Origin of the sequence: Aeromonas dhakensis (genome assembly GCF_002285935.1) — a bacterium.
GTDB classification, from domain to species: domain Bacteria; phylum Pseudomonadota; class Gammaproteobacteria; order Enterobacterales; family Aeromonadaceae; genus Aeromonas; species Aeromonas dhakensis.
Genome location: NZ_CP023141.1, coordinates 2859173 through 2881648 on the forward strand (window position 1 = coordinate 2859173; position 22476 = coordinate 2881648).

Annotated in this window: 19 protein-coding genes; 14 read left to right on the forward strand and 5 right to left on the reverse strand. The window is 60.3% G+C overall.

From position 1 onward, the window contains the following. Positions 1-232: 232 nt before the first annotated feature. Complete coding sequence (locus CK627_RS13520; RefSeq protein ID WP_095592597.1) at positions 233-1087, reverse strand: fructose 1,6-bisphosphatase; 855 nt, start codon at positions 1085-1087, stop codon at positions 233-235. 567 nt (positions 1088-1654) lie between these two features. Between CK627_RS13520 and CK627_RS13525 the strand changes: the two genes are divergently transcribed. The 13 genes from CK627_RS13525 to CK627_RS13590 all read left to right on the forward strand — a co-directional run bounded on the left by CK627_RS13525 (position 1655) and on the right by CK627_RS13590 (position 16335). After that, positions 1655-2254, forward strand: a complete 600-nt coding sequence (locus tag CK627_RS13525) for a 4Fe-4S dicluster domain-containing protein (protein WP_095592598.1) — start codon at positions 1655-1657, stop codon at positions 2252-2254. Between the two features lie 46 nt (positions 2255-2300). After that, positions 2301-4445 carry a formate dehydrogenase subunit alpha gene (gene fdhF / locus CK627_RS13530; RefSeq protein ID WP_095592599.1) on the forward strand — a complete coding sequence of 715 codons (2145 nt, stop codon included), beginning with the start codon at positions 2301-2303 and terminating at the stop codon, positions 4443-4445. An 81-nt stretch (positions 4446-4526) separates the two neighbouring features. Further along, a complete protein-coding gene (locus CK627_RS13535; RefSeq protein WP_005301849.1) occupies positions 4527-4925 on the forward strand; it encodes a hypothetical protein in 399 nt (132 codons plus the stop codon). A 349-nt stretch (positions 4926-5274) separates the two neighbouring features. Continuing rightward, the gene (locus CK627_RS13540) at positions 5275-7404 is read left to right on the forward strand and encodes a sigma 54-interacting transcriptional regulator (RefSeq protein ID WP_095592600.1); all 2130 of its coding nucleotides are present in this window, start codon (positions 5275-5277) and stop codon (positions 7402-7404) included. 11 nt (positions 7405-7415) lie between these two features. Next, entirely contained in the window at positions 7416-8273 is an 858-nt protein-coding gene (gene fdhD / locus CK627_RS13545; protein WP_095592601.1) for a formate dehydrogenase accessory sulfurtransferase FdhD, read from the forward strand. A 125-nt stretch (positions 8274-8398) separates the two neighbouring features. Next, positions 8399-9001 (forward strand): recombination mediator RecR, encoded by a 603-nt coding sequence (gene recR, locus CK627_RS13550; protein ID WP_010633741.1) that lies wholly within the window; start codon positions 8399-8401, stop codon positions 8999-9001. 268 nt (positions 9002-9269) lie between these two features. Beyond that, a complete protein-coding gene (gene htpG, locus CK627_RS13555; RefSeq protein ID WP_095592602.1) occupies positions 9270-11183 on the forward strand; it encodes a molecular chaperone HtpG in 1914 nt (637 codons plus the stop codon). 254 nt (positions 11184-11437) lie between these two features. After that, the gene (adk, locus tag CK627_RS13565) at positions 11438-12082 is read left to right on the forward strand and encodes an adenylate kinase (RefSeq protein WP_005301834.1); all 645 of its coding nucleotides are present in this window, start codon (positions 11438-11440) and stop codon (positions 12080-12082) included. 114 nt (positions 12083-12196) lie between these two features. Then, positions 12197-13171 carry a ferrochelatase gene (gene hemH / locus CK627_RS13570; RefSeq protein ID WP_157737179.1) on the forward strand — a complete coding sequence of 325 codons (975 nt, stop codon included), beginning with the start codon at positions 12197-12199 and terminating at the stop codon, positions 13169-13171. A 73-nt stretch (positions 13172-13244) separates the two neighbouring features. Continuing rightward, entirely contained in the window at positions 13245-13637 is a 393-nt protein-coding gene (locus CK627_RS13575; RefSeq protein ID WP_011706317.1) for an MAPEG family protein, read from the forward strand. 179 nt (positions 13638-13816) lie between these two features. After that, positions 13817-15121, forward strand: a complete 1305-nt coding sequence (locus tag CK627_RS13580) for an inosine/guanosine kinase (protein WP_005301825.1) — start codon at positions 13817-13819, stop codon at positions 15119-15121. Positions 15122-15309: 188 nt separating this feature from the next. After that, entirely contained in the window at positions 15310-15672 is a 363-nt protein-coding gene (locus tag CK627_RS13585) for a DUF2750 domain-containing protein (RefSeq protein WP_005301823.1), read from the forward strand. Between the two features lie 168 nt (positions 15673-15840). Then, positions 15841-16335, forward strand: a complete 495-nt coding sequence (locus tag CK627_RS13590; protein ID WP_095592604.1) for a hypothetical protein — start codon at positions 15841-15843, stop codon at positions 16333-16335. Here the strand turns inward: CK627_RS13590 and CK627_RS13595 are convergent. Then, a complete protein-coding gene (locus tag CK627_RS13595) occupies positions 16298-17938 on the reverse strand; it encodes an EAL domain-containing protein (protein ID WP_095592605.1) in 1641 nt (546 codons plus the stop codon). The two genes, CK627_RS13590 and CK627_RS13595, sit on opposite strands and share 38 nt — an antisense overlap. A 188-nt stretch (positions 17939-18126) precedes the next feature. On the opposite strand from CK627_RS13595, the gene glgC reads away from it, so the two are divergent. After that, positions 18127-19401 (forward strand): glucose-1-phosphate adenylyltransferase, encoded by a 1275-nt coding sequence (glgC, locus tag CK627_RS13600; RefSeq protein ID WP_095593504.1) that lies wholly within the window; start codon positions 18127-18129, stop codon positions 19399-19401. A 78-nt stretch (positions 19402-19479) separates the two neighbouring features. Here the strand turns inward: glgC and CK627_RS13605 are convergent, their stop codons facing one another. The 3 genes from CK627_RS13605 to CK627_RS22620 form a co-directional block, all read right to left on the reverse strand. Next, positions 19480-21480: a hypothetical protein gene (locus tag CK627_RS13605; RefSeq protein ID WP_095592606.1), complete on the reverse strand. Its 2001-nt coding sequence runs from the start codon at positions 21478-21480 to the stop codon at positions 19480-19482. Positions 21481-21627: 147 nt separating this feature from the next. Then, complete coding sequence (locus CK627_RS13610) at positions 21628-22179, reverse strand: lipoprotein (RefSeq protein ID WP_095592607.1); 552 nt, start codon at positions 22177-22179, stop codon at positions 21628-21630. Between the two features lie 46 nt (positions 22180-22225). Continuing rightward, on the reverse strand, positions 22226-22468 hold the full coding sequence (locus tag CK627_RS22620; protein ID WP_157737180.1) for a hypothetical protein: 243 nt from the start codon (positions 22466-22468) through the stop codon (positions 22226-22228). Between the last annotated feature and the right edge of the window lie 8 nt (positions 22469-22476).

A 22476-nucleotide genomic window follows, 5' to 3' on the forward strand; every position in this document is an offset into this window, starting at 1 on the left:
GGCTATCCATTTTTACCAGCGTTTTGCATCAAGCTGGCCAAGAAATAAACGATAAAATACTGACCAATAAAGAATGGCTCTGGCAGAAAAAGAGAAGGGGTAAGGCTGCAATGGAGTCTTTATTTATCAAGAGACAGGAAGTAGGGTGCAATGAACGAAGTGAATTGCACCACTAATAAAAATGCAAGCGGTGCAACTTTCTTCGCATATTGCATCCTACCGTGCTATTTAATTATGATTGTGCTCCGATCCCAATGATGTGTAATAGATGAATTTCTTCACCACCAAATGGGCTTATGGCTAGCTCAACTAAACAATTTAGTATCACAACAGGTTTTAGCATTGAGTAAATATAATCAACGTTATCTTGGTTTCCCAATATCGAGAAGCTATATTCACCAACAGGAATCTCTTGACCCGCTACACTGACATTTAGCTTCCCTGCATTTTTATATTTATTAAAGTCAAAAACCTCACAATGTAACTCAATAGTATCTTTTTGTATTTTGGTTGGCACATCAAAGGCACCACTATCATCTACTCCAAGGAAAATATCTTTCACTTCATTTTTAACCGGACCAGCAGAGATCTCATTTAACTTATTTTTTCCCAGCAATGTTGCAAGTTCTTGGTAGTTTGGAAGAGCCATCTTTCCAATTTGAATTACAGTGCCATGATAGTGATGAACCTCATCCCCTATATGTACTTGAGCATCCCCATTGTTGCTGAATTCGTAGACTGGTTGTTTCCCATTTTGTACTGCAGTGCAAACAGTTCTAAGAAAATTAAAGGTATCCTTTGTAGCATCCCATACATTTTGAGGTCCATATACAGAAACAAAAGGCAATCCCAATTGGACACCTTGTAGCGCAATATCAAAGTAGGTGAGAAGTGAGCCATGCTTAATTTCTGTTGTGCGGATGAAGAATTTATCTCGCTCCTTTTGGGTGAGGCGTTTATTCCCACTTACACCTAGATATGACTTGTCGACAATTTTTTGAAACTGATCTAATGCTGCAATAGCGATATGTAATGGAACACCGTCCTTTAATTTTTCACCATCAATTTTAAATTGCATTTCGTTCATTTTTATTCTCTAGGCTTAATTTATACATTCGCACGCTTATACGTACATGCTTACTCTGAAAGTTAATCATGATTTTTATCGGCAAGGTTATGACCAGTTTTTGGTTGCCATATGAGCCATAGTAACTAGGCAGGTGAAAAACTGAAGAGGCATGAGATGAAAACCAGCTCTGGCTCAAAAAATTAGCCAATATGCGGTCCATTATTGTTTTGTTTTGCCTGACTTGATGCTGGTGGGCTAGCCCGATATGAGAACTAAATAATAAGCTGCCCTAGGAATTTTTCTGATGGTGCCGATGATTCCCCCGATCAGGGGGTACCAGCCAGTGTCGACCTCGTCACTTTTGTCATGTCGATCAGAAGGCTGGCCCCTTCGTCACCCTCGTCAGTTACGGCAAATACCGCCTTCACTATCCAGATTACCTCTTTATTTTCATGCATTTGCGATTTTATGGCGGGCCATCTTCCCGTGTTGGTCTGATAAATGCTTTGTGGGGGAAGACCGCGTTGTCGCCTGCCTGGTGGGTGAGGGCGGTCGGGTGTAACGAACCATTTAGGATCCCTCTCTATGAACAGCTTCGTGATTGCAGATCCCAGTCTCTGTATTGGGTGTCGTACCTGTGAGGTGGCCTGCGCCGTTTCACACCAGTCAGGGTCCTGCAGCGGGACCCTTGAGCGGGAGGGCGGCCTGCATCTTGCCATCGAGGATGGACATCTGGTCTCCAAGGACAGCCATTTTCAGCCGCGCCTGAAGGTGATCGTGGGCAGCAAGGTGACCACGCCGGTGCTCTGCCGCCAGTGTGAAGACAAGCCGTGCGCCATGGCCTGCCCCAACAACGCCATCGTCACCGAGGATAGCTGCGTCAAGGTGCTGCAGGCGCGCTGCATCGGCTGCAAGTCTTGCGTGGTGGCCTGTCCTTACGGCGCCATGGCGGTGGTGGTGAAAGAGGTGGCCCCCACGGCCGATTCGCTCTTCAAGCGGCCGCAGACCAAGGCGCAGGCGCTCAAGTGCGATCTCTGCCAGCACCGCGAGGCGGGCCCTGCCTGTGTCGAGGTGTGTCCGACCCAGGCGCTGCGGCTGGTCACGCCGGCGCATCTTGAAACCCTGAACCGGCAGAAGCAGCTGGCCAGTGCCGAGGCCCTGCTGGCGATGCCGGCGCGGGTGTGAGCGGGCTTGCCGAGCCGTTTTTCGTTAACAAACAAGAGTGTGAGTCATGAAAAAAGTCATTACCGTGTGCCCCTATTGCGGCACCGGTTGCAAAATCAACCTGCTGGTTGAAAACGACAAGGTGGTGGGGGCCGAAGGCGCCAACGGCCGGACCAACGAGGGGCAGCTCTGCCTCAAGGGCTATTACGGTTGGGATTTCCTGAACGACACCAACCTGCTGACCCCCCGTCTCAAGAGCCCGATGATCCGCCGCGAGCGCGGTGGCAAGCTCGAAGCCGTCTCCTGGGACGAAGCGATCGAGTTCGCCAGCAGTCGCCTGGCTGCCATCAAGGCGAAATATGGCCCGGACGCCATCATGACCACCGGCTCTGCCCGTGGCCCCGGCAATGAAGCCAACTATGTGATGCAGAAATTTGCCCGCGCTGTGCTGGGGACGAACAACGTCGATCACTGCGCGAGGGTGTGACACGCACCCTCAGTCTCCGGTCTGGAGACAACAGTAGGCAACGGCGCCATGAGCAACGCCATTCCCGAAATTCAAGAGACCAAGTGCCTGCTGGTGTTTGGTTACAACGCTGCTGACTCTCACCCCATCGTCGCCCGCCATATCCTCAAGGCGAAGGCCAACGGGGCCAAGGTGATTGTGTGCGATCCCCGCATGGTGGAGACCGCCCGCATCGCCGATCAGTGGCTGCCGCTCAAAAACGGTTCCAATATGGCGCTGGTCAACGCCTTCGCCAACGTCTTGATCAATGAAGGGCTCTACAACAAGGCGTTCGTCGCCAACTACACCGAAGGGTTCGACACCTTCAAGGCCACGGTGGCCAAGTACACCCCGGAATACGTGGAGGGGATCACCGGACTCAAGGCCGCCGATATCCGCGCCGCCATTCGCACCTATGCTGCATCGCCTGCTTCCATGATCCTGTGGGGCATGGGGGTGACCCAGTACGGTCAGGCGGTGGACGTGGTCAAGGGGCTGGCGGGGATTGCGCTGCTGACCGGCAACTTCGGTCGTCGCGGCACCGGCTGTGGGCCGGTACGCGGGCAGAACAACGTGCAGGGCACCTGCGATATGGGGATGTTGCCGCACCAGTTCCCGGGTTATCAGTCGGTGAGCGATCCTGCCATCAGCGCCAAGTTCGCCAAGGCATGGGGCGTGGAGTCACTTTCCCAGAAACCGGGTTACCGGCTGACCGAGCTTGGCCACAAGGTGGAGGAGGGCAAGTGCAAGGCCTTCTACATCTTCGGGGAAGATCCGGCCCAGACCGAGGCAGACCTCGGTCAGTTCCGCCGCACGCTGGCGGGGATGGAGCTGGTGATCGTGCAGGATATCTTCATGACCCAGACTGCCGAGATGGCCGACGTCATTTTGCCCGCCACCAGTTGGGGCGAGCATGAGGGGGTCTACAGCTCGGCGGATCGCGGCTTCCAGCGCTTCTACAAGGCGGTGACGCCGCCGGACAACGTGAAGCCGGACTGGGCCATCTTCTCGCTGATGGCGACCGCCATGGGGTATCCCATGGAGTATCGCGACACCGAGCAGATCTGGGACGAGCTGCGCGGACTCTGCCCGCTCTACGCCGGGGTCAGCTACGACAAGATGGCCTATCTCAAGAGCGTGCAGTGGCCCTGTCCGACCGAGGATCACCCGGGCACCAGCACCCTGTTCGAGGGGAATGTGTTCACCACCCCGAGCGGCAAGGGCCAGCTGATTGCCTCCGAGTGGCGGCCGCCGCTGGAGCAGCCCTGTGCCGAGTACCCGCTGGTGCTCTCCACCGTGCGCGAGGTGGGGCACTACTCCTGCCGCTCCATGACCGGCAACTGCTCGGCGCTGCAGACCCTGGCCGATGAGCCCGGCTATGTGCAGATCCACCCGAGCGATGCCAGGAAGCTGGGAGTGAAGGATCAGGCGCTGGTCTGGATCTCGTCGCGCCGTGGCAAGGTGATCACCCGGGCCAACTACAACGACCGGGTCAACGCCGGGGTGGTCTACATGACCTACCAGTGGTGGATCGGGGCCTGCAACGAGCTCACCATCGAGCACGTTGACCCCGTCTCCTACACGCCGGAGTACAAGTACTGCGCAGTGAAAATTGAGCGTATCGAGGATCAGCCAGGGGCGGAAGTGTACGTCCAGACTGAATACAGCGCGCTCAAGGCGAAATTGCGCAGCGCCGCCAAAGGGTAATCGTCGTTAATAAAGTGGATCCAGGCTCTGTTTACAGGGCCCGGATCCGCTCATCCTTTTTTCAGCTGGCAGGTGTCCATCATGAAAAATGAATTAAACCTTTCGTTCGGGATCTTTTATGTCTCCGCTTATTTGCTGGTGATGTTGTTAGGGATTGGGTGTTTTCTATGGCACGACGAATTGATATTTCTGCTGGGGTTTGCCTTCTTCGGCTGTTTTATCGCCGCGCGTATCGCCATGAGCGCCGTGCTGGCGGCATTGAGCGTGCAGGCGGCCTGGCTCATCGCCTTTCTCTCCACCACCCTGGTCAACTGCCTGCTGGCGGGTGTGCTGGGGCTCGGGGTCTATCTCACCCATCGGGTGGTGTCGGTGGAAATAGCTGACAATATCAGTGGGTTATTGCTGGGGCTTCAGCTCTTTTCGGCCGCCTTCATCTTCGGCGGATTGAAGCTGCACAACTACCGGCTGCTCTCCTCATGAGCCTGCGACAGCGAGGGGCAGAGGAGGGGCCAGTTGGCGGCGATATGCGGCGAATGACGGCGATAGTGACGCCATATTTGGGCGCGGCGGAAAATATCCGCTGACGGAGCTGTAATATGTGCCAGGGCCGGCTTGGTTGTAATGGGGATGTGGCTAACTTATTATGCCAGCCATCCTGCGATAATCTGCGCGATGCTATTTCGCTGCATGTTAGTTTTTATAATTAAGCGTTAAGTTTTTAAAAATTAATTATAACATCTGACTGCGATGGCTGATGCATTGTTTACCGTTGTTGCCGTGCTGCAATTGGCCGGCAAGGGTACCCATCTAGATGTAATGCGAGGCCTGAATGTTGAATGTGAGTGCCATTCCGTTGACCGACATCTCACCCATCTGGGATGACGGCTTTCTCTCCCTCTCCAAGAACCTGCTCTCCGCCGTCACCCTGGATGACTTCATCCACAAGCTGAACCGGATCCAGCCCTGCTTTCGCCAGGTGGATCGGGTCAACCTCATCCTCAACCTGGGGACGGGGGAGGAGGCGGTCTTCTACTACCTGGGGGAGCAGGGGCCGGCGCACCTCATCTGCCGCAAGGCCGATCTCCATTTTTCCCGTGAGCAGGCCATCGTGCTGCCGGCGAGCCGCTTTCGCCACCGCTGCGAACAGCTGGCGAGCACCCCTGTCTATGACGGCTTGCACTCCTACTGCCAGCTGCCCATCACCACTGCCCGCAGCCACCTGGGCGGGGTGGAGTTCATCAGCCGCGAGGCCAATGCCTTCCCGATGGAGACCCTGGCCAAGCTGACCCAGCTGGCGGCCATCGTTGCCATTGCGCTGGAGAACGTGCTGGACAAGGAGCGCACCCTGGAGCAGGCCAACTCCCTGCGCCTCGAGCGCGACAGCTGCAAGATCCTGGTGGACGTGACCAACGCGGTGATTAAGTTAGTGCGCATCGCCGAGTTGCCAAAAAGCCTGTTCACCATCCTGCACCACCACTTTGGTATCAGCAGCCTGTGCCTGGCCGAGTACAACGCCACCTCCGACAGCTTTAAGAGCTACCTGGTCAATCAGCAGCAGCGCGAACAGCCCGGCATCATCAACCACTCGTGTTTTGAGAAGAACTGCCTGCAGGGGGCGCTCGGCCACAGCGAGCCCTTCTTCCTCTATCGCGAGCAGGGCCACGGCTGCCAGTCGAGCTGCCGCTTCACCTCCCAGATCCTGCCCCCCGATGCCGACAGCTCCTGCATCCTGCCGCTGCGCTATCGGGGCAATCTGCTGGGGGTGTTGATCCTCTCCCACCCCGAGGCGGATTTCTTCGCCGACCTCGATATCTCGCTGCTCGAACAAGTGGCGGCGCGCACGGCGATTGCCATGAACAACGTGCAGGCGCAGCAGGAGATCTCCAACACCACCGGTGCCAGGGAGAAGACCCTCAGAGTCGACGGACCCGTGCCGCAGGGGGACTTTGCCAACATCATCTACCAGAGCGCCGTGATGGAGAAGGTGCTGGAGAAGGTGAAGCTGGTGGCCCAGAGCGACTGCACCGTGCTCATTCTGGGGGAGACCGGCACCGGCAAGGAGCTGATCGCCCAGGCCATTCACGCCCTGAGTGCCCGCCACGATCACGAGATGGTCAAGGTGAACTGCGCCGCCATTCCCACCGGCCTTATCGAGAGCGATCTGTTCGGCCACGAGAAGGGGGCCTTCACCGGGGCGCTGACCCAGCGCATCGGCCGCTTCGAGCGGGCCCACAAGGGCACCCTGTTCCTCGACGAGGTGGGGGACATGCCGCTCGATCTGCAGCCCAAACTGTTGCGGGTCTTGCAGGAGCACGAGCTGGAGCGGGTGGGTAACAGCAACCCCATTGCCATCGACGTGCGGCTGGTGGCGGCCACCAACTGCGACCTGCTCTCCATGGTCAAGAACAAGCGCTTTAGAAGCGATCTCTATTACCGGCTCAATGTCTTTCCCATCGAGCTGCCGCCCCTGCGCGAGCGGCGCGAGGATATTCCGCTCTTGGTCAACTTCTTCATCAAGAAGATCGCCAAGCGGATGCGCCGCACCATCACCTCCATCCCGGCCGACGCCATGAAGATGCTGGTGTCGCTCCCCTGGTACGGCAACATCCGCGAGCTGGAGAACATCATCGAGCGGGCGGTGGTGATGACCCGCGGCCATGTGCTCAACCTCTCGCCGGACGAGCTGCTGCCCCTCAAGGGCTTTCACAAGATAGAGACCCTGGTCTATGACGAGCCGGCCCGGGAGCTGTTTCGCGAGCCGCTGCCCGCCTTGCCGCAGGGTGAAGAGGCACAGGGGGAGGATGAGCGAGTCAGCATCATCCGGGCGTTGAAGGCGTGCAACGGCATCGTTGCCGGCGAGCGGGGCGCGGCCCAGCGCCTCGGCATGAAGCGCACCACCTTGCTGTCGAAAATGAAACGGCTCGGGATCTCGGCCAAAGATCCCCGCACCCTCAACTAAGGGGCACTCAGATGTTGCTTGAACTCGACCCCGACACCCCGCAGGCGCTCAGCGCCCACCGCGAGGTGGTCCATTACCATCAGCGCGGCGTCACCACCGACAGTGCCATGCAGCTGCCCTGCGAAACCCCGGTGGCGCTGGTCTACAACGGCATCGCCCACAGCGTGATGATGTGCTCGGCCGCCGATCTGGAGGATTTTGCCATCGGTTTCTCGCTCTCCGAGGGGATCATCGACAGCCTGCTCGATATCCACGACATCGAGCAGCAGAGCGCCTGCCGCGGCATCGAGCTGCACATCACCCTGGCCAATCGCTGCGTTCATCGCCTGAAAGAGAAGCGGCGCACCCTGGCCGGGCGCACCGGGTGCGGCATCTGCGGCAGCGAGAGCTTGGAACAGGTGGTGCGCGCCCAGCCAAGGCTGCCCGACAGCCAACGTTTTGCGGTGGGGCATATCGACAAGGTGCTGAGTGCGCTGCGCCCGCTCCAGCTGCTGGGGCAGAGCACGGGGGCGACCCATGCCGCCGTGCACGTGGACGGCGAGGGCAACATCCTCGCCATTCGCGAGGACGTGGGGCGTCATATCGCGCTGGACAAGCTGGTGGGGCATCTGTGCCGCACTGGTCGGCACGACGGCGCCATCCTGGTGACCAGCCGCGCCAGCTTCGAGATGGTGCAAAAGTGCGCCAGCGCCGGGGTGGAGATCTTGCTCGCCATCTCGGCTGCCACCGAGCTCGCGGTGGAGCGGGCCGAGCAGACCGGGCTCACCCTGGTGGGCTTTTGTCGCCCGGGGCGGGCGGAGATCTACTGCGGCCGCCAGCGCATCCTGCTGGCGAGCGCGGCGTCATCCCTTACAGCGGCAGAAGGCTGAGGGCACAAGGCCATTGGCGCTCGGGGTTGGCTCGGGTATAGTCCTGCGCCAACAAGATAGGTTCGGTCGCGCTCCTTGCCCGTCAGGGCGCCGTGGCCGACACAGCGTCAAAGGATACCAAGCCCATGAAATTCAGCCCGCTGCTGGATGAGATGATGAAAGCCCTGCAGGTGCTGCCGGGTGTCGGCCCCAAGTCGGCCCAGCGCATGGCGTTTACCCTGCTCGAGCGTGAGCGCAGCGGCGGCCTGCGGCTGGCCCAGCTGCTCTCTCGCGCCTTGACCGAGATTGGCCACTGCAGCCACTGCCGCACCTTCACCGAGAACGAGCGCTGCGAGATCTGCGCCAATCCCAAGCGCGAAGAGAACGGCCTGCTGTGCGTGGTGGAGAGCCCGGCGGACGTGGCCGCCATCGAGCAGACCGGCCAGTTCTCCGGCCGTTACTTCGTGCTGATGGGGCACCTCTCGCCGCTGGACGGCATTGGCCCGGAAGAGCTGGGGCTGGAGATCCTGGAGCGACGGTTGAAAGACGAGGCGATCAGCGAGCTTATTCTGGCCACCAACCCCACCATCGAAGGGGACGCCACCGCCTGGTACATCGCCGACATGGCCCGCGCCGCTGGCGTCAAGGTGAGCCGGATTGCCCACGGGGTGCCGGTGGGTGGCGAGCTGGAGCTGGTGGACGGCACCACGCTCTCCCACTCCCTGATGGGGCGTCAGCCCCTCAACTGAGTCAGCGTCAGTCCCTCAACTGAGTCAGGGTCAGCCCCTGAATTGAGTCAGCGTCTGTTCTTCAACAGGCCCTGCGTGGCGACTCAGCCTGCGATACCAGAACCCGCTCCGGCGGGTTTTTTATTTGCGCAGGATAGGGTCACAGCCTCGATTGGCGCAAAAATCGCCATTCGCACCGCTCGTTGCATTTGTCCCCTTGAAATGGCGATCGCCGGCCCCATCTTGGATCGGGAATATGTTCAACCCGAATCGCCTGAGGATAGTGTCGATGACCCAAAGCGTTCATGCCGAAACCCACGGGTTTCAGACTGAAGTCAAACAACTGCTGAGCCTGATGGCCCACAGCCTCTATTCCAACAAAGAAGTATTCCTGCGCGAGCTTATTTCCAACGCCTCCGATGCGGCGGACAAGCTGCGCTTCAAGGCGCTTTCCGATGCCTCTTTGTTCGAAAACGACGGCCAGTTGCGCGTTCGCCTGGTGGTTGATAAAGAAAAACGGACCCTGACCATCTCCGATAACGGGATCGGTATGACCCGGGATCAGGTGATCGAGCACCTGGGCACCATCGCGAAATCCGGTACCGCCGAGTTCTTCAAGAACCTCTCCGGTGATCAGGGCCGCGACTCCCAGCTGATCGGCCAGTTCGGGGTGGGCTTCTACTCCGCCTTCATCGTCGCCGACAAGGTGACCGTGGTCTCCCGCGCCGCCGGTACCGAACCGGGCCAGGGCGTGCAGTGGGAATCGGAAGGGGAAGGCTCCTTCACCGTGGCCGACGTGACTAAAGAGGGTCGCGGTACCGACGTCATCCTGCACCTGCGCGCCGAAGAGGACGAGTTCCTCGACGACTGGCGCCTGCGCTCCGTGGTCAGCAAATATTCCGACCACATCAGCGTGCCGGTAGAGATGTTCAAAGAGGGTACCCCGGATCGGGAAGAAGACGGTGAAACCATCGTCGGCACCCCGGGCGAGTGGGAGCAGGTCAACCGCGCCACTGCGCTGTGGACCCGCAACCCGAAGGACATCAAGGACGAGGAGTATCAGGAGTTCTACAAGCACGTCGCCCACGACTTCGAAGATCCGCTCCTGTGGGGTCACAACCGGGTGGAAGGGGCGCAGGAGTACACCAGCCTGCTCTACGTGCCGGCCCGCGCTCCGTTTGACCTCTACAACCGGGAGCAGAAGCACGGCCTCAAGCTCTACGTGCAGCGCGTCTTCATCATGGATGACGCCGAGCAGTTCATGCCGACCTACCTGCGCTTCGTCAAAGGGGTGCTGGACTCCAACGATCTGCCGCTCAACGTCAGCCGTGAAATTCTGCAGGACAACAAGGTGACCGTCTCCCTGCGCAAGGCCTGCTCCAAGCGCGTCTTGACCATGCTGGCCAAGCTGGCCAAGGATGACGCCGAGAAGTACGCCAAGTTCTGGAGCGAGTTCGGCAATGTGCTGAAAGAAGGCCCGGCCGAGGATTACGCCAACCGCGAAGAGATCGCCAAGCTGCTGCGCTTTGCCAGCACCGCCGGCGAGGGCGAAGCCCAGACCGTGTCCCTTGAGGATTACGTTGGCCGCATGAAGGAAGGCCAGCAGAAGATTTACTACATCACCGCCGACTCTTATGCTGCCGCCAAGAACAGCCCGCACCTCGAGATCTTCCGCAAGAAGGGCGTCGAAGTGCTGCTGATGTGGGAGCGGGTCGACGAGTGGCTGATGAGCCACCTGACCGAGTTCGAGGGCAAGCAGCTGGTCTCCGTCACCCGTGGCGAGTTGGATCTCGGCGATCTGGAAGACGAAGCCTCCAAGCAGGCGCAGGAAGAGGCTGAAAAAGCCAACGCCGGTCTGGTGGAGCGGGTCAAGCAGAGCCTCGGGGATGCGGTAAAAGAGGTGCGCGTCACCCACCGTCTGACCGACTCGCCGTCCTGCATCGTCACCGATGCCCACGGCATGAGCACCCAGATGATCAAGCTGATGCGCGCCGCCGGTCAGCCGGTGCCGGAGCAGAAGTACATTCTGGAACTGAACCCCGACCACGCCCTGGTGAAGAAACTCGACACCATCCAGGACGAGGCACTGTTCGGCGAGTGGGTCACCCTGCTGCATGAACAGGCTCAGCTGGCCGAGCAGGGCGGGCTCAATGATCCGGCGAGCTTCGTCTCCCGTATCAACCGTCTGTTACTCCAGGCATGATGTTTGGGCCCACTGCGTGCAGTGGGCTCTTTCTTTTCTGGCGCCTGCCCCGTTTGGGGCGGGCGCCAGTTGCGTGCAGCGCTGCTGCATTTTCACTCATTTTTCGTAAACGGATCTGCGCCAATGGTCGTATTGCCGTGACGGGAAAATGGTGAAAAATAAGTCACTCACACGGGGCAAGCTTGTGGAAATGAGCGAAACCGTGTAGTTTTTTGCCTTCTCAAGAATTGAATAACCAATCAATAGGAGCGTGTATGCGCATTGTTCTGTTGGGGGCTCCGGGTGCCGGCAAGGGTACTCAGGCTCAGTTCATCATGGAAAAACACGGTATTCCGCAGATCTCCACCGGCGACATGCTGCGTGCCGCGATCAAGGCGGGCACCGAGCTGGGCCTCAAGGCCAAAGCCGTGATGGACGCAGGTCAGCTCGTCTCTGACGACATCATCATCGGCCTGGTCAAAGAGCGTATTGCCCAACCGGATTGCGCCAACGGCTTCCTGCTGGACGGTTTCCCGCGCACCATTCCCCAGGCGCAAGCCATGAAGGACGCCGGTGTTGCCGTGGATTTCGTACTGGAATTCGACGTGCCGGACGAAGAGATCGTCAAACGCATGAGCGGTCGTCGCGTTCACTCCGGCTCCGGCCGTACCTACCACGTGGTGTTCAACCCGCCGAAAGTGGAAGGCAAGGACGACGTGACCGGTGAAGATCTGGTGATCCGTGCCGACGACGAAGAGACCACAGTGCGCAAGCGTCTGGATGTGTACCATCAGCAGACCGCACCGCTCATCGGCTTCTACGGCAAGGAAGCGGAAGCGGGCAACACCCGTTACGTCAAGATTGATGGCACCCAGCCGGTGGAACTGGTCAGCAAGCAGCTGGCGACCATCCTGGGCTAAGCCCGCCATTGCCATCGTCCCCCAGGGGCCAGCGGCAATGTGCCATTGAGACAAGGGCCCGACAGGGCCCTTTCTTGCATATAAGACATAACAACAGAAAGACAGGAAGCAAACGTGACCACGAAAACCGGGATCTTGCTGGTCAATCTGGGTACCCCAGCCGCGCCCACCACGGCCGCCGTCAAGGCGTTTCTCAGCCAGTTTCTGCACGATCAGCGGGTCGTCGACCTGCCGCGCTATCTCTGGTGCCCGCTGCTCCACTTCATCATCCTGCCGACCCGCTCCCCCAAGGTGGCCAAGCTCTATCAGCAGGTGTGGACCGAGCAGGGCTCGCCGCTGATGGTCATCAGCCAGCAGCAGCGCGCGGCGCTGGAGCAAGAGCTCAGGCGCGAAGGGGTCGAGGTGCCGGTGGCGCTGGCCATGACCTACGGCTCCCCCTCGCTGGAGGAGGGCTGGCAGGCGCTCAAGGCCAAGGGGGTCAACCGGGTGATCCTGCTGCCGCTCTATCCCCAGTATTCGGTCAGCACCACCGCCTCGGTGTTCGATGGCTGGAGCCGGGCGATGAAAAAAGAGCGCAACCTGCCGGTGGTGCGGCTCATTCGTGATTACCATGCTCACCCCGAATATATCCAGGCGCTGGCCATGAGCGTGCGCCGCCATTGGGAGCAGCACGGCCAGGGCGAGCACCTGCTGATGTCGTTCCACGGCATTCCCGAGCGCTACGAGCGGGAGGGGGATCCCTATGGTCAGCAGTGCCGGCGCACCGCGGCCCTGCTGGCCGAGGCGCTCGGGCTGGACGCCAGCCAGTGGACCGCCAGCTTCCAGTCTCGTTTTGGCAAGGAGGAGTGGCTCAAGCCCTACACCGACGTGACCATCGGCGGCCTGCCGGCAACCGGGATCAAGCGGCTCGATGTGATCTGCCCCGCCTTTGCCGCCGACTGCCTCGAGACCCTGGAGGAGATCCAGGTGCAGAACCGGGAGATCTTCATGGCCGCCGGTGGCGAGCAGTTTGAATACATTCCGGCCCTCAACAGCGATCAGGCCCACATCCGCATGATGGTGTCGCTGATCTGCCGCGAGCTGGCCTGACTGACACGCCGCCCGTGCCGTACCCCGGAGCGGGCCGTGTTTTGTTCGTTATCCAAGGAGAAGGAGTGTCATCATGATGCATATCACCCTGATTTACGCCGGCCTCTTGGGGCTGCTGTTCCTGTTGCTCTCCTTCTGGGTGGTCAAGCGCCGCGCCCAGTTCAAGGTGATGATAGGGGAAGGGGAGGCGCCCGAGATGCGCGCCGCCATCCGGGCCCATGGCAACTTTGCCGAGTACGTGCCGCTCACCCTGCTGTTGATGGCGCTGTGCGAGCTGGCGGGGGTCGGGGCATTCTGGCTCCATGCCGGCGGCCTGGCGCTGCTGGTGGGGCGCATCCTGCACGCCATCGGCATCCAGATCCCCAAGGCGCCAAACCTGCCGAGGCTGGTCGGCACCCTGCTGTTCTGGCTGGCGCTGGGGCTCTTCTCGGTGCTGGCGCTGGCACAGGGGCTTGCCGCCGGCTGAGTCTTCTCCGACCCCAAAACCACCTCCTCGCGAGGTGGTTTTTTTGATGGGCTTTGGTAAACGTTTTCCTCTGCAGCCCGTGTCTATACTGACTTCATATTTTAATCAGGCGACTTTTCGGCGCGGCGGATTGTGTTAAAATCCCGCCCCTCTTTCCCCCAGAGCACAAGAACATTGCCATGAAATTTCCCGGTCAGCGCAAGTCCAAACACTACTTTCCAGTGGATCGTCGTGATCCCCTCATCTCCCAGAGTGCGGAGCTCTCGGAGCGGGGCAAGGCCTATGTGGTCGGGATTGACCAGACGCTGGTCGACATCGAAGCGCACGTTGACCTGGCGTTTCTCGAGCGTTACGGCCTGAGCCGCGGCCACTCCATGCTCATCTCCGACGAGGTGGCGGAGCAGATATACGACGAGCTCAAGAGCAACAACATGGTGGTGAGCGAGTTTGCCGGTGGCACCATCGGCAACACCATGCACAACTACTCGGTACTGGCGGACTCCCACTCCATCCTGCTCGGCGTCATGAGCCAGGATATCCGCATCGGCAGCTACGCCTACCGCTATCTGTGCAACACCTCGTCGCGGGTCAACCTGGACTACCTGCAACCGGTAGACGGCCCGGTCGGCCGCTGCTTCACCTTCATCACCGAAGGGGGCGAACGCAGCTTTGGCATCAACGCCGGCAAGATGGACCATCTGGATGTGGCCCACATCCCCGAGGAGATCATCAAGGAGTCCTCCGCCCTGGTCATCACCGCCTACCTGGTGCGCGGTGAAGATGGTACTCCGATGAAGGACGCGGCCATGGCCGCAGTGCGCTATGCCCGCGAGGCCGGCGTGCCTGTGGTGCTGACCCTGGGTACCCGCTTCGTCATCGAGTCCGACCCCCAGTGGTGGCGCGATTTCATCAGCGAGAACGTCACCGTGCTGGCCATGAACGAGGAAGAGGGCGAGGCTCTGACCGGTTTCTCCGATCCGCTGGCCGCCGCCGACAAGGCGCTGGACTGGGCCGACATGGTGCTCTGCACCGCAGGTCCGGTGGGGCTCTACATGGCCGCCTACACCGAAGATGACTTCAAGCGCGAAACCACGCTGCCGCTGCTGCCCGGCGTCATCCCCGAGTTCAACATGTACGAGTTCAGCCGCCCCATGACCCGCAGCGGCTGCCGCGTGCCCAAGCGCATCTACTCCCACATCTCCCCCTACATGGGCGGGCCGGAGAAGATCAAGAACACCAACGGGGCAGGGGACGGGGCGCTCTCCGCCGTGCTGCACGACATGGTGGCCAACGCCTATCACCGCAGTGCCGTGCCCAACTCCGCCAAGCACGTGGCCGAGTTCCTCACCTACTCCTCCCTCTCCCAGGTGTGCAAATACGCCAACCGGGTGAGCTACGAGGTGCTGGCCCAGAGCAGCCCGCGCCTGTCGCGCGGTCTGCCGGAGAAGGAAGACAGCCTGGAAGAGGTGTACTGGGAGCGTTGATCCCGCCCTCTGCGCTGAAAACGCCTCCTTCGGGAGGCGTTTTGTCAGGTAAAACCCGCCATCGGGCAGTTTTTTGTGTGATAACCCCCAAGATGCTTGAGTCCATGTCGCTTTTGCGACACCATTTGGCCACCGCATTGCCACTCGGCACTGCCGTGGCCGCAGCACCCGATTAAAGAGAGAGCCCCATGAGTAAGTTAACTGACAATCTTGACGCCAATTTCCAACTGTTCATCGAAGAAGTCCGCGAGTCGGGTCAGGTGTGGGGTCTGCGCTACGGTGAAGACTGGGTGGTTTGCCGCTCTGCCGAGTTCGAAGATGCGGACGTGATGCCGCTCTGGTCCGCCGAAGAGGACGCCCGTCTGCACTGCGTGGACGAGTGGGCCGACTACGAGCCGGAAGTGATCGAGCTGGAAGAGTTCCTCGACATCTGGATCAACGATCTGGACGAAGACGACGTGCTGGTCGGCCCGAACTGGAACGCCGATCTGGAAGGGCAGGAGCTCGAACCCATCGAGCTGGCCAAGGCGCTGGTGGAACTGGACGCCTGAACCAGGCTGCATTGAACCGGGCCTTGGCCCGCGTGACGAGAACCGATATCCGCGAGGATGTCGGTTTTTTTATGGCCGGCTTGCAGAATACTGAATGAAAAGGCGATTTGCCTTTGCACCCGCCAAAGGGATGGTCCATCATCAACCTTTTGCCGAGCGGGAGGAGCCATGTTTGTATTCGACGTCACCGGCGCTGCGGGGGAGCGGGCCGAGATCCGGGTCCAGGCGCTGGACTGGGGACAGAGCGGCCCCGTCACCTTTCACTGTGATGACGATCGACTGGCGGTACTGCTGCTGACCGACTGCCGCTGCGATGCGGTGGGCTTCTTCAATCTGCTGGCGGGCTGCAAGCCGCTCTATCTGGAGCAGTGGCTCAGCTATCTGCAGGAGACCGGCCGCATCGCCAAGCAGAGCTGCCAGCTGGAGAGCCCGGCCCAGGAGAATTACCTCGCCAAGGCCGGTCTTGAACATGAGGAGCTCAATGCCCTGCTGGGGCAGGTCTATCAGGTGGCTGGCTTCAACCGGCTGCAGATCAACCGTTACCTCAAGAATCGCCACAATCCCACCGCCCTGGCGACCCGCTACGATCAGAAGGAGCTGGAGCGCTATCGCCAGCTCAACGACATCATTCTGACTCTGTTGAAGTTGAAGCATCCTCAGTAAAGAGCCCGAGCTGGCTGATGTCCGGCCGAAGCGGCTGGGGCCTGGCGATGAGATAGCCCTGCAACCCGTCCACATACATGCCCTGCAGCAGCTGCTTCTGGCCCAGCTGCTCGACCCCTTCCGCAATCACCTGGCAACCCATCCGGTGTGACACGTCGACGATCATCCGCACGAACTGCTGATTGGTCAGATCCTGCTCCAGCCCGGTGATGAGGGCGGGATCCAGCTTGATGTAGTCGGGCTTGAGCTCGCGAAACAGATTGAACGAGCCGATCCCCTTGCCGAAGTTGCAGATGGCGGAGCGGCTGCCGTTGCGTCTGAGCAGCTCGAACACCCGCTTGGCCCCGGTCAGGTTGCGCTCCAGATGCTCCTCATCCAGCTCGAACACCAGGTTGGCGCTGGTGTTGGGGTCGTTGAGCAGCTGTCGGTCCAGCCAGATCAGAAAGGCGCTGTTTTGCAGCAGATTGCTGGAGAGGTTGATGCCCCAGCGACTCTGATTCGAGCCAAAGGCCCGGTACTGGCGCATGACGTGGATCACCAGCATCTGTTCCAGCCGCATCACCATGTCCAGCCGCTGGGCCATGGCAAACAGGGTGTCGGTGGGCAGCACGGTACCGTCGGCGCTGCTGAAACGGGTGTAGATCTCGTTGTAGGCCAGCATGCTGCGGTGCATGGGCTGGATTGGCTGATAGGTAAAGTCGATCCGCTCCTGCTCCAGCAGCTCGGTCAGCACCAGTTTCCAGTGATGCTGCCCCTGCAGCTCCACCACGTTGTCATCCTGCTGGATGGCCCAGCCGTTGACCGTCTCGGTCTGGGCGCGGGCCAGCGCCAGATCCGCCCGGGCCAGAATGGCCTCTATCTTCTGGCCGCTGCTGAGCCGGGTCAGCCCGGAGTAGGCGGCGCTCTCCAGCTCGTGCTGCTGCTGGTAGTGATCGAAGGCGATCTTCAGATCCCGCCCGAGCAGGGGAGGCGGTATGTTGGCCTCCGGCCGTACCAGTACCGCGAAGTCTGCTCCCGAGATACGGTAGACCTGATGGCCGGGAAAGCGGCTCACCACCTTGTTGATGAGATTGGCAATATCCTTGATGTAGGCATCCCCCGACTGAAAGCCGCGCTGGGCGTTGAGCTTGCCAAGCTCGGTGGCGCGGACCAGCACCAGGGTGGCGGTCTGGGTATCCTGATCCCGCTGCAGCAGCTCGGTCATGTCGCGGCGAAAGGCGTGGCGGTTTTGCAGCTGGGTCAGCTCGTCCTGGGTCGCCTGATTGTGCAGTTCGCTGATCTGGCGGTGGGCATCGAGCTCGGCTTCGTTGAAGTGGGCGAGCAGTTGCTGCAGGGCGGCCTGGGCTGTCGGGGTCTCCAGGCAGGTGGGGTCGCGCAGTTGCAGCGCCCGGCACCACACCTGCTCCTGCCTCTCCCGATCCGCCTGTTGCAGCCTCATCACCAGCCGGATCAGCAGGCCAAAGCCGAGCAGGCTGGTGGCGAGGATGAGCAGCAGGGTGAGCGGCGTGCTCGCGAAGGCGAGCCAGAGCCCCTGCAGCAACAGCAGGGGAGCACAGATGAGAGCCATCACCATCAACTGGTTGCTCCCGAGCTTGTTCAACATGGTGTCATCCTTGATGATGTCGTTGATGCTGAAATTCTAACCAAGCTCGCATCGCAAAGCATGCGATCCCGCTCAACTCCTGGAAAAGGGCCAATTGAAATCAGTTAAATGTGAGTGAAACCACTTTCATGACGCCGGAAACAGGCGAAGATGAATCGAGAATGGATCAAAACAAGGCAGAGGTAATTATGTTGTTAGAACCCGTAAATACTGCCAAAGCACGGCAACTATTGAACCAGAGTATGGCCTTGGTGCTCGCGGGGGGACGGGGCAGTCGCCTGAAGCAGTTGACCGACAACCGCGCCAAGCCTGCCGTCCATTTTGGCGGCAAGTTCCGCATCATCGATTTCGTGCTCTCCAACTGCATCAACTCAGGCATTCGCCGGGTCGGGGTGGTGACCCAGTACAAGTCCCACAGCCTGCTGCGTCACCTGCAATCGGGCTGGTCTTTCCTGCGCTACCAGATGAACGAGTTCATCGACCTGCTGCCCGCCCAGCAGCGGGTGGACGAGGTGCACTGGTATCGCGGCACCGCCGACGCCATCTACCAGAACGTCGACATCATCCGTGACTACGGCCCCAAATACATAGTGGTGCTGGCGGGGGATCACATCTACAAGATGGACTATGCCGCCATGCTGCTCGATCACGTGCGCCTTGGCGCCAAGGTGACGGTGGCCTGCATCGAGGTGCCGCGGGCGGAGGCTTCCGCCTTCGGGGTGATGGACATCGACGAGCAGCGCAAGATCCGCGCCTTCGTGGAGAAGCCGGCCAATCCGCCCGCCATGCCGGGTAACGAGCACGTCTCCCTGGCTTCCATGGGCATCTACATCTTCGAGGCGGAGTACCTCTATCAGCTGCTGGAGGAGGACATCCACAACCAGGAGTCCAAGCATGACTTCGGCATGGACGTGATCCCGCGCATCGTGGGGGAGGGCAAGGCGTTTGCTCACCCGTTCACCATGTCCTGCGTGGGAGCCAAGGAGGGGCTGAAACCCTACTGGCGGGACGTGGGTACCCTGGATTCGTTCTGGGAGGCCAACATGGATCTCGCCTCCGTGGTGCCCGAGCTCGACATCTATGACGAAAACTGGCCCATCTGGACCAGCCAGACCATGACGCCGCCGGCCAAGTTCGTGCAGGACCGCAACGGCCAGCACGGCATGACTATCAACTCCATGTTTGCGGGGGGGTCGATTGTCAGCGGCTCCTTCGTGCTCAACTCGGTGCTGTTCACCCATGTGCGGGTGCACTCCTTCTGCACCCTGGATCAGGCGGTGATCTTCCCCGGGGTAGAGATAGGCTCCGGCTGCCGCTTGCGGCGGGTGGTAGTGGACAAGGGCTGCAAGCTGCCAGATGGCCTGGTGGTGGGGGAGAATGCGGACGAGGATAGCCGCCGCTTCTATCGCTCCGAGCAGGGTATCGTGCTGGTGACCAAGGAGATGCTGGCCAAGCTTGAGTGATGTCACTGCCAACGCCAGACTCCACAACTAAAAAGGGAGCCGATATGGCTCCCTTTCTCTGTTCAGCCGGGCGGCCGATTATTTCTCGGTGATCAGCGCCTTGGCGGCCATCACCATGGCAGTGCCGTGCTTGCCACCGGCGGCGGTGACTTGCGGGACGCCATCTTCGTCGGTGTCACCACCGGCCCCTTCGATGACGTTCTCGCCAGAGTCGCCGATCCACTCGGCCATCTGCATGCCACCGTTGACGGTGCCACGGAACCAGCTCACGTAGCGCTGGGTCAGCTGGGCCAGCTCCAGCGCCGGGGCCTTCTCGCTGCCTTCGTTGCGCAGGTTCAGCATGGCGGAGCGCAGGGCGCCGGAGATGGCGGCCTGGGTCCAGGGGGTGTATTCACCCTGTTTGCCTGCGAGCCAGGTACCGGCCTTCTGGTTGAAGTAGGCCTTGTCGGCGGCGATGAACAGCTCGCGCGCCGCGGTGCGGTACTTGGCATCCGAGGTGGCCAGGAAGGCGGCGGTCAGGCCGCGGATGGCGGCAAATTGTGCGTCGATGGACTGGCCGGCATCGAGCTTGCCACCCAGGGTGATCCCATCGTGCACCAGCCCATTTTTGCCCTTGAGATTGGCCAGGATGAAGTCGGCCTGCTGGCGAATGAGCACCAGCGCCTGCTGGCCCTGGGCGGTTTTCAGGTTCAGCTCGCCATTGTCACCGGCGGCGTAACCGACTGGCAGCGCATCCTGGGCGCGCTGGAAGATCTGCAGGGCGACCAGGCTGTAGGCGGCGTCAAAGGTGGTGACGTGCTTGCCCTGTTTGCCTGCTTGCCAGCTGTCCACCAGGGTGCCGGCCTTGGGCTCTAAGTGGAGGGCATTGAGGTTCTTGAACACCATGCCGGAGAGGTTCAGCGCCAGGGAGAAGGCATCGTCACCCGCTACCAGCTTGGCGGCATCGCTGCCCTTGTTGGCGGCCGGTGCGGCAGCAAACGGGGCACCGTCGAACACGGCGTGGAAGGCCGGGTTCTGGTTGGTGTTGGCGCTGCGCTGATCGGTGAAGGCGTAGAACTCGGAGAGCGGCCACAGCATCATCCAGGCGTCGCGCAGCTGGGCGGAGCCATCAACCACCTCCAGCTTGCCGATGGCGCCGACCTCGTTCTTGGCAGTCTCGGTCACTTTCACCTGATGAGGGAAGTAGACTATGCCCTTGGCCGGATCGTATTGCGGAGTGATTTTGGCGCCCAGCTGCTTGCCGTCAAAGCCGAGCTGACCCTGCAGTATGGCCAGCTTGTCGATGGACTGCTCGGTCAGCATCATGCCGTTGAAGCCGTCGGCGGCAGAGACGCCCAGTTTGTGCTTGCCGTCCTGATCCATGGTGGCGGACGCGGCTTCCACCTCTTCATCGGTCTCGGCCACGTGCATGCCGCCGAGGAAGTCCTGGGACCACATCACTTCCTTGAGTAGGATGCCGCCCACGGCCGCAGGCACCAGCAGGTTGTCACTGCCGCTCCAGCGCAGGGTGGCGTAGTCGCGGAAGTAGGCCGGTACCTGGGTCTTGACGCTCTTCTCGTGGCCCTTGGCGGTCTTGATGGTGATCTGGTCACCGTTGACCGGGGTGGCGTTCACGGCTTGCGTGAACTCCGGGTTGGCGGAGGCGTAGGGCAGGGAGAGAGGATACATGCCTTGCGGCACTTCATCGGCCGGGAAGCCGACCGCATCGGCCATGGCCAGTACCCGCTGGCCGAGGGTGGCCATGGTGCCGCCACGGGCCAGGTTTTGCGGCCCGTTCACCAGGTGCGGGCCCATGCCGGATTGATAGTTGAGGGCGTACATCGCCTCTTCGGAGTATTCATAGGATTCGATGCCGGCGGCGAAGTCGAACGGAGTAGGCTCGTCGGCGCGGTTGGCGTCCAGCACATCCAGATCCAGACCGAGGGCTTCGGCCAGCGGCTCGCCGGAGAGCTCGAATTCGGTGTAGGCCAGCATGTTGGCAGCGGTGTTGAATGTCTTGTCTTCTACCTTGACGGCGGCGTGTGCGGCGCCGCTCAGGAGGGCGCAGGCGATCGCCTGGACCAGTACGGTTTTTCTCATGTCCCTTCTCACCATATGTTTGATTTTATTATGACGCTTCTCATGAATCTAAATGAGAATGGTGTGCATTATGAGGCAAAGGGGGGAGCTTGAGAAGAAAAAACCGCGCCCCTGGGGTTGAAGAGAAGAGGGGCGCGGCGGCAGGCATCACATCAGTTTGAAGGGGATCACCAGTCGACCCGGCTCTACCTTGAGCGCTTCGACCTTCTCCTTGATCCGCGCCTCGTTCTGGCGGCTGCCATCGAGCCGGTAGACGGGGGTCTGGGAGAGGAACAGCGAGAGCGACTGGTTGAAGGTGGGCAGCAGCGGGGTGAGGGCGGTGCCCACGTCGGCCGGCTCTGTCTTGACCGAGAGCAGCTCGAGATCGCGCAGATAGATGGCCCCCTGCTCGGCCACGTAGTCGGGACGGGCGCTCAGGGAGAAGCGGATCTTCATCTGCTGGCTGCCCAGCGGGCTCATCACCTGCAGATCGCCGGCGGCATCCAGCTCGATCCGGTCAGCCTGGCGGCGACCGATGCGGCTTTGCATCTCATCGAGGCGGATCTTGCTCGACATGATGCCGGGGATCCCCAGCTGTTTTTCGAAGGCGACCCTCTCTTTGAGGTACTGGTTGATCTCCCCTTCGCTGACGTTGTACTGGGTGAGTGAACAGGCCGCCAGCAGCAGGCTGAGGGGGAGCAGAAGCAGGTGCTTTAACATCGAGGATCCCGTGGGTTGAGACAATGGTCATGAAGATGGCGCCATCTTAGGGGTAAATGGCGCTTGCTGCCAGTGCGGGCGGTGAGTCCGCGGTTTTTGTCGCAGCCTCATATGGGATGTTGGCAGCGGTGCTCATACGGGCAAGAGGGGTCGGCCCTGCACGGCGGGCCACGACGGGCAATATCCACAGATAAGTTCCAGTTTTATCGGCATAAAAATCCCATTGACCGGGGGATTTCAAAGCGAGTATTTTACCGCCGCACAAATACAAATTGATAATCATTATCATTTTGAATC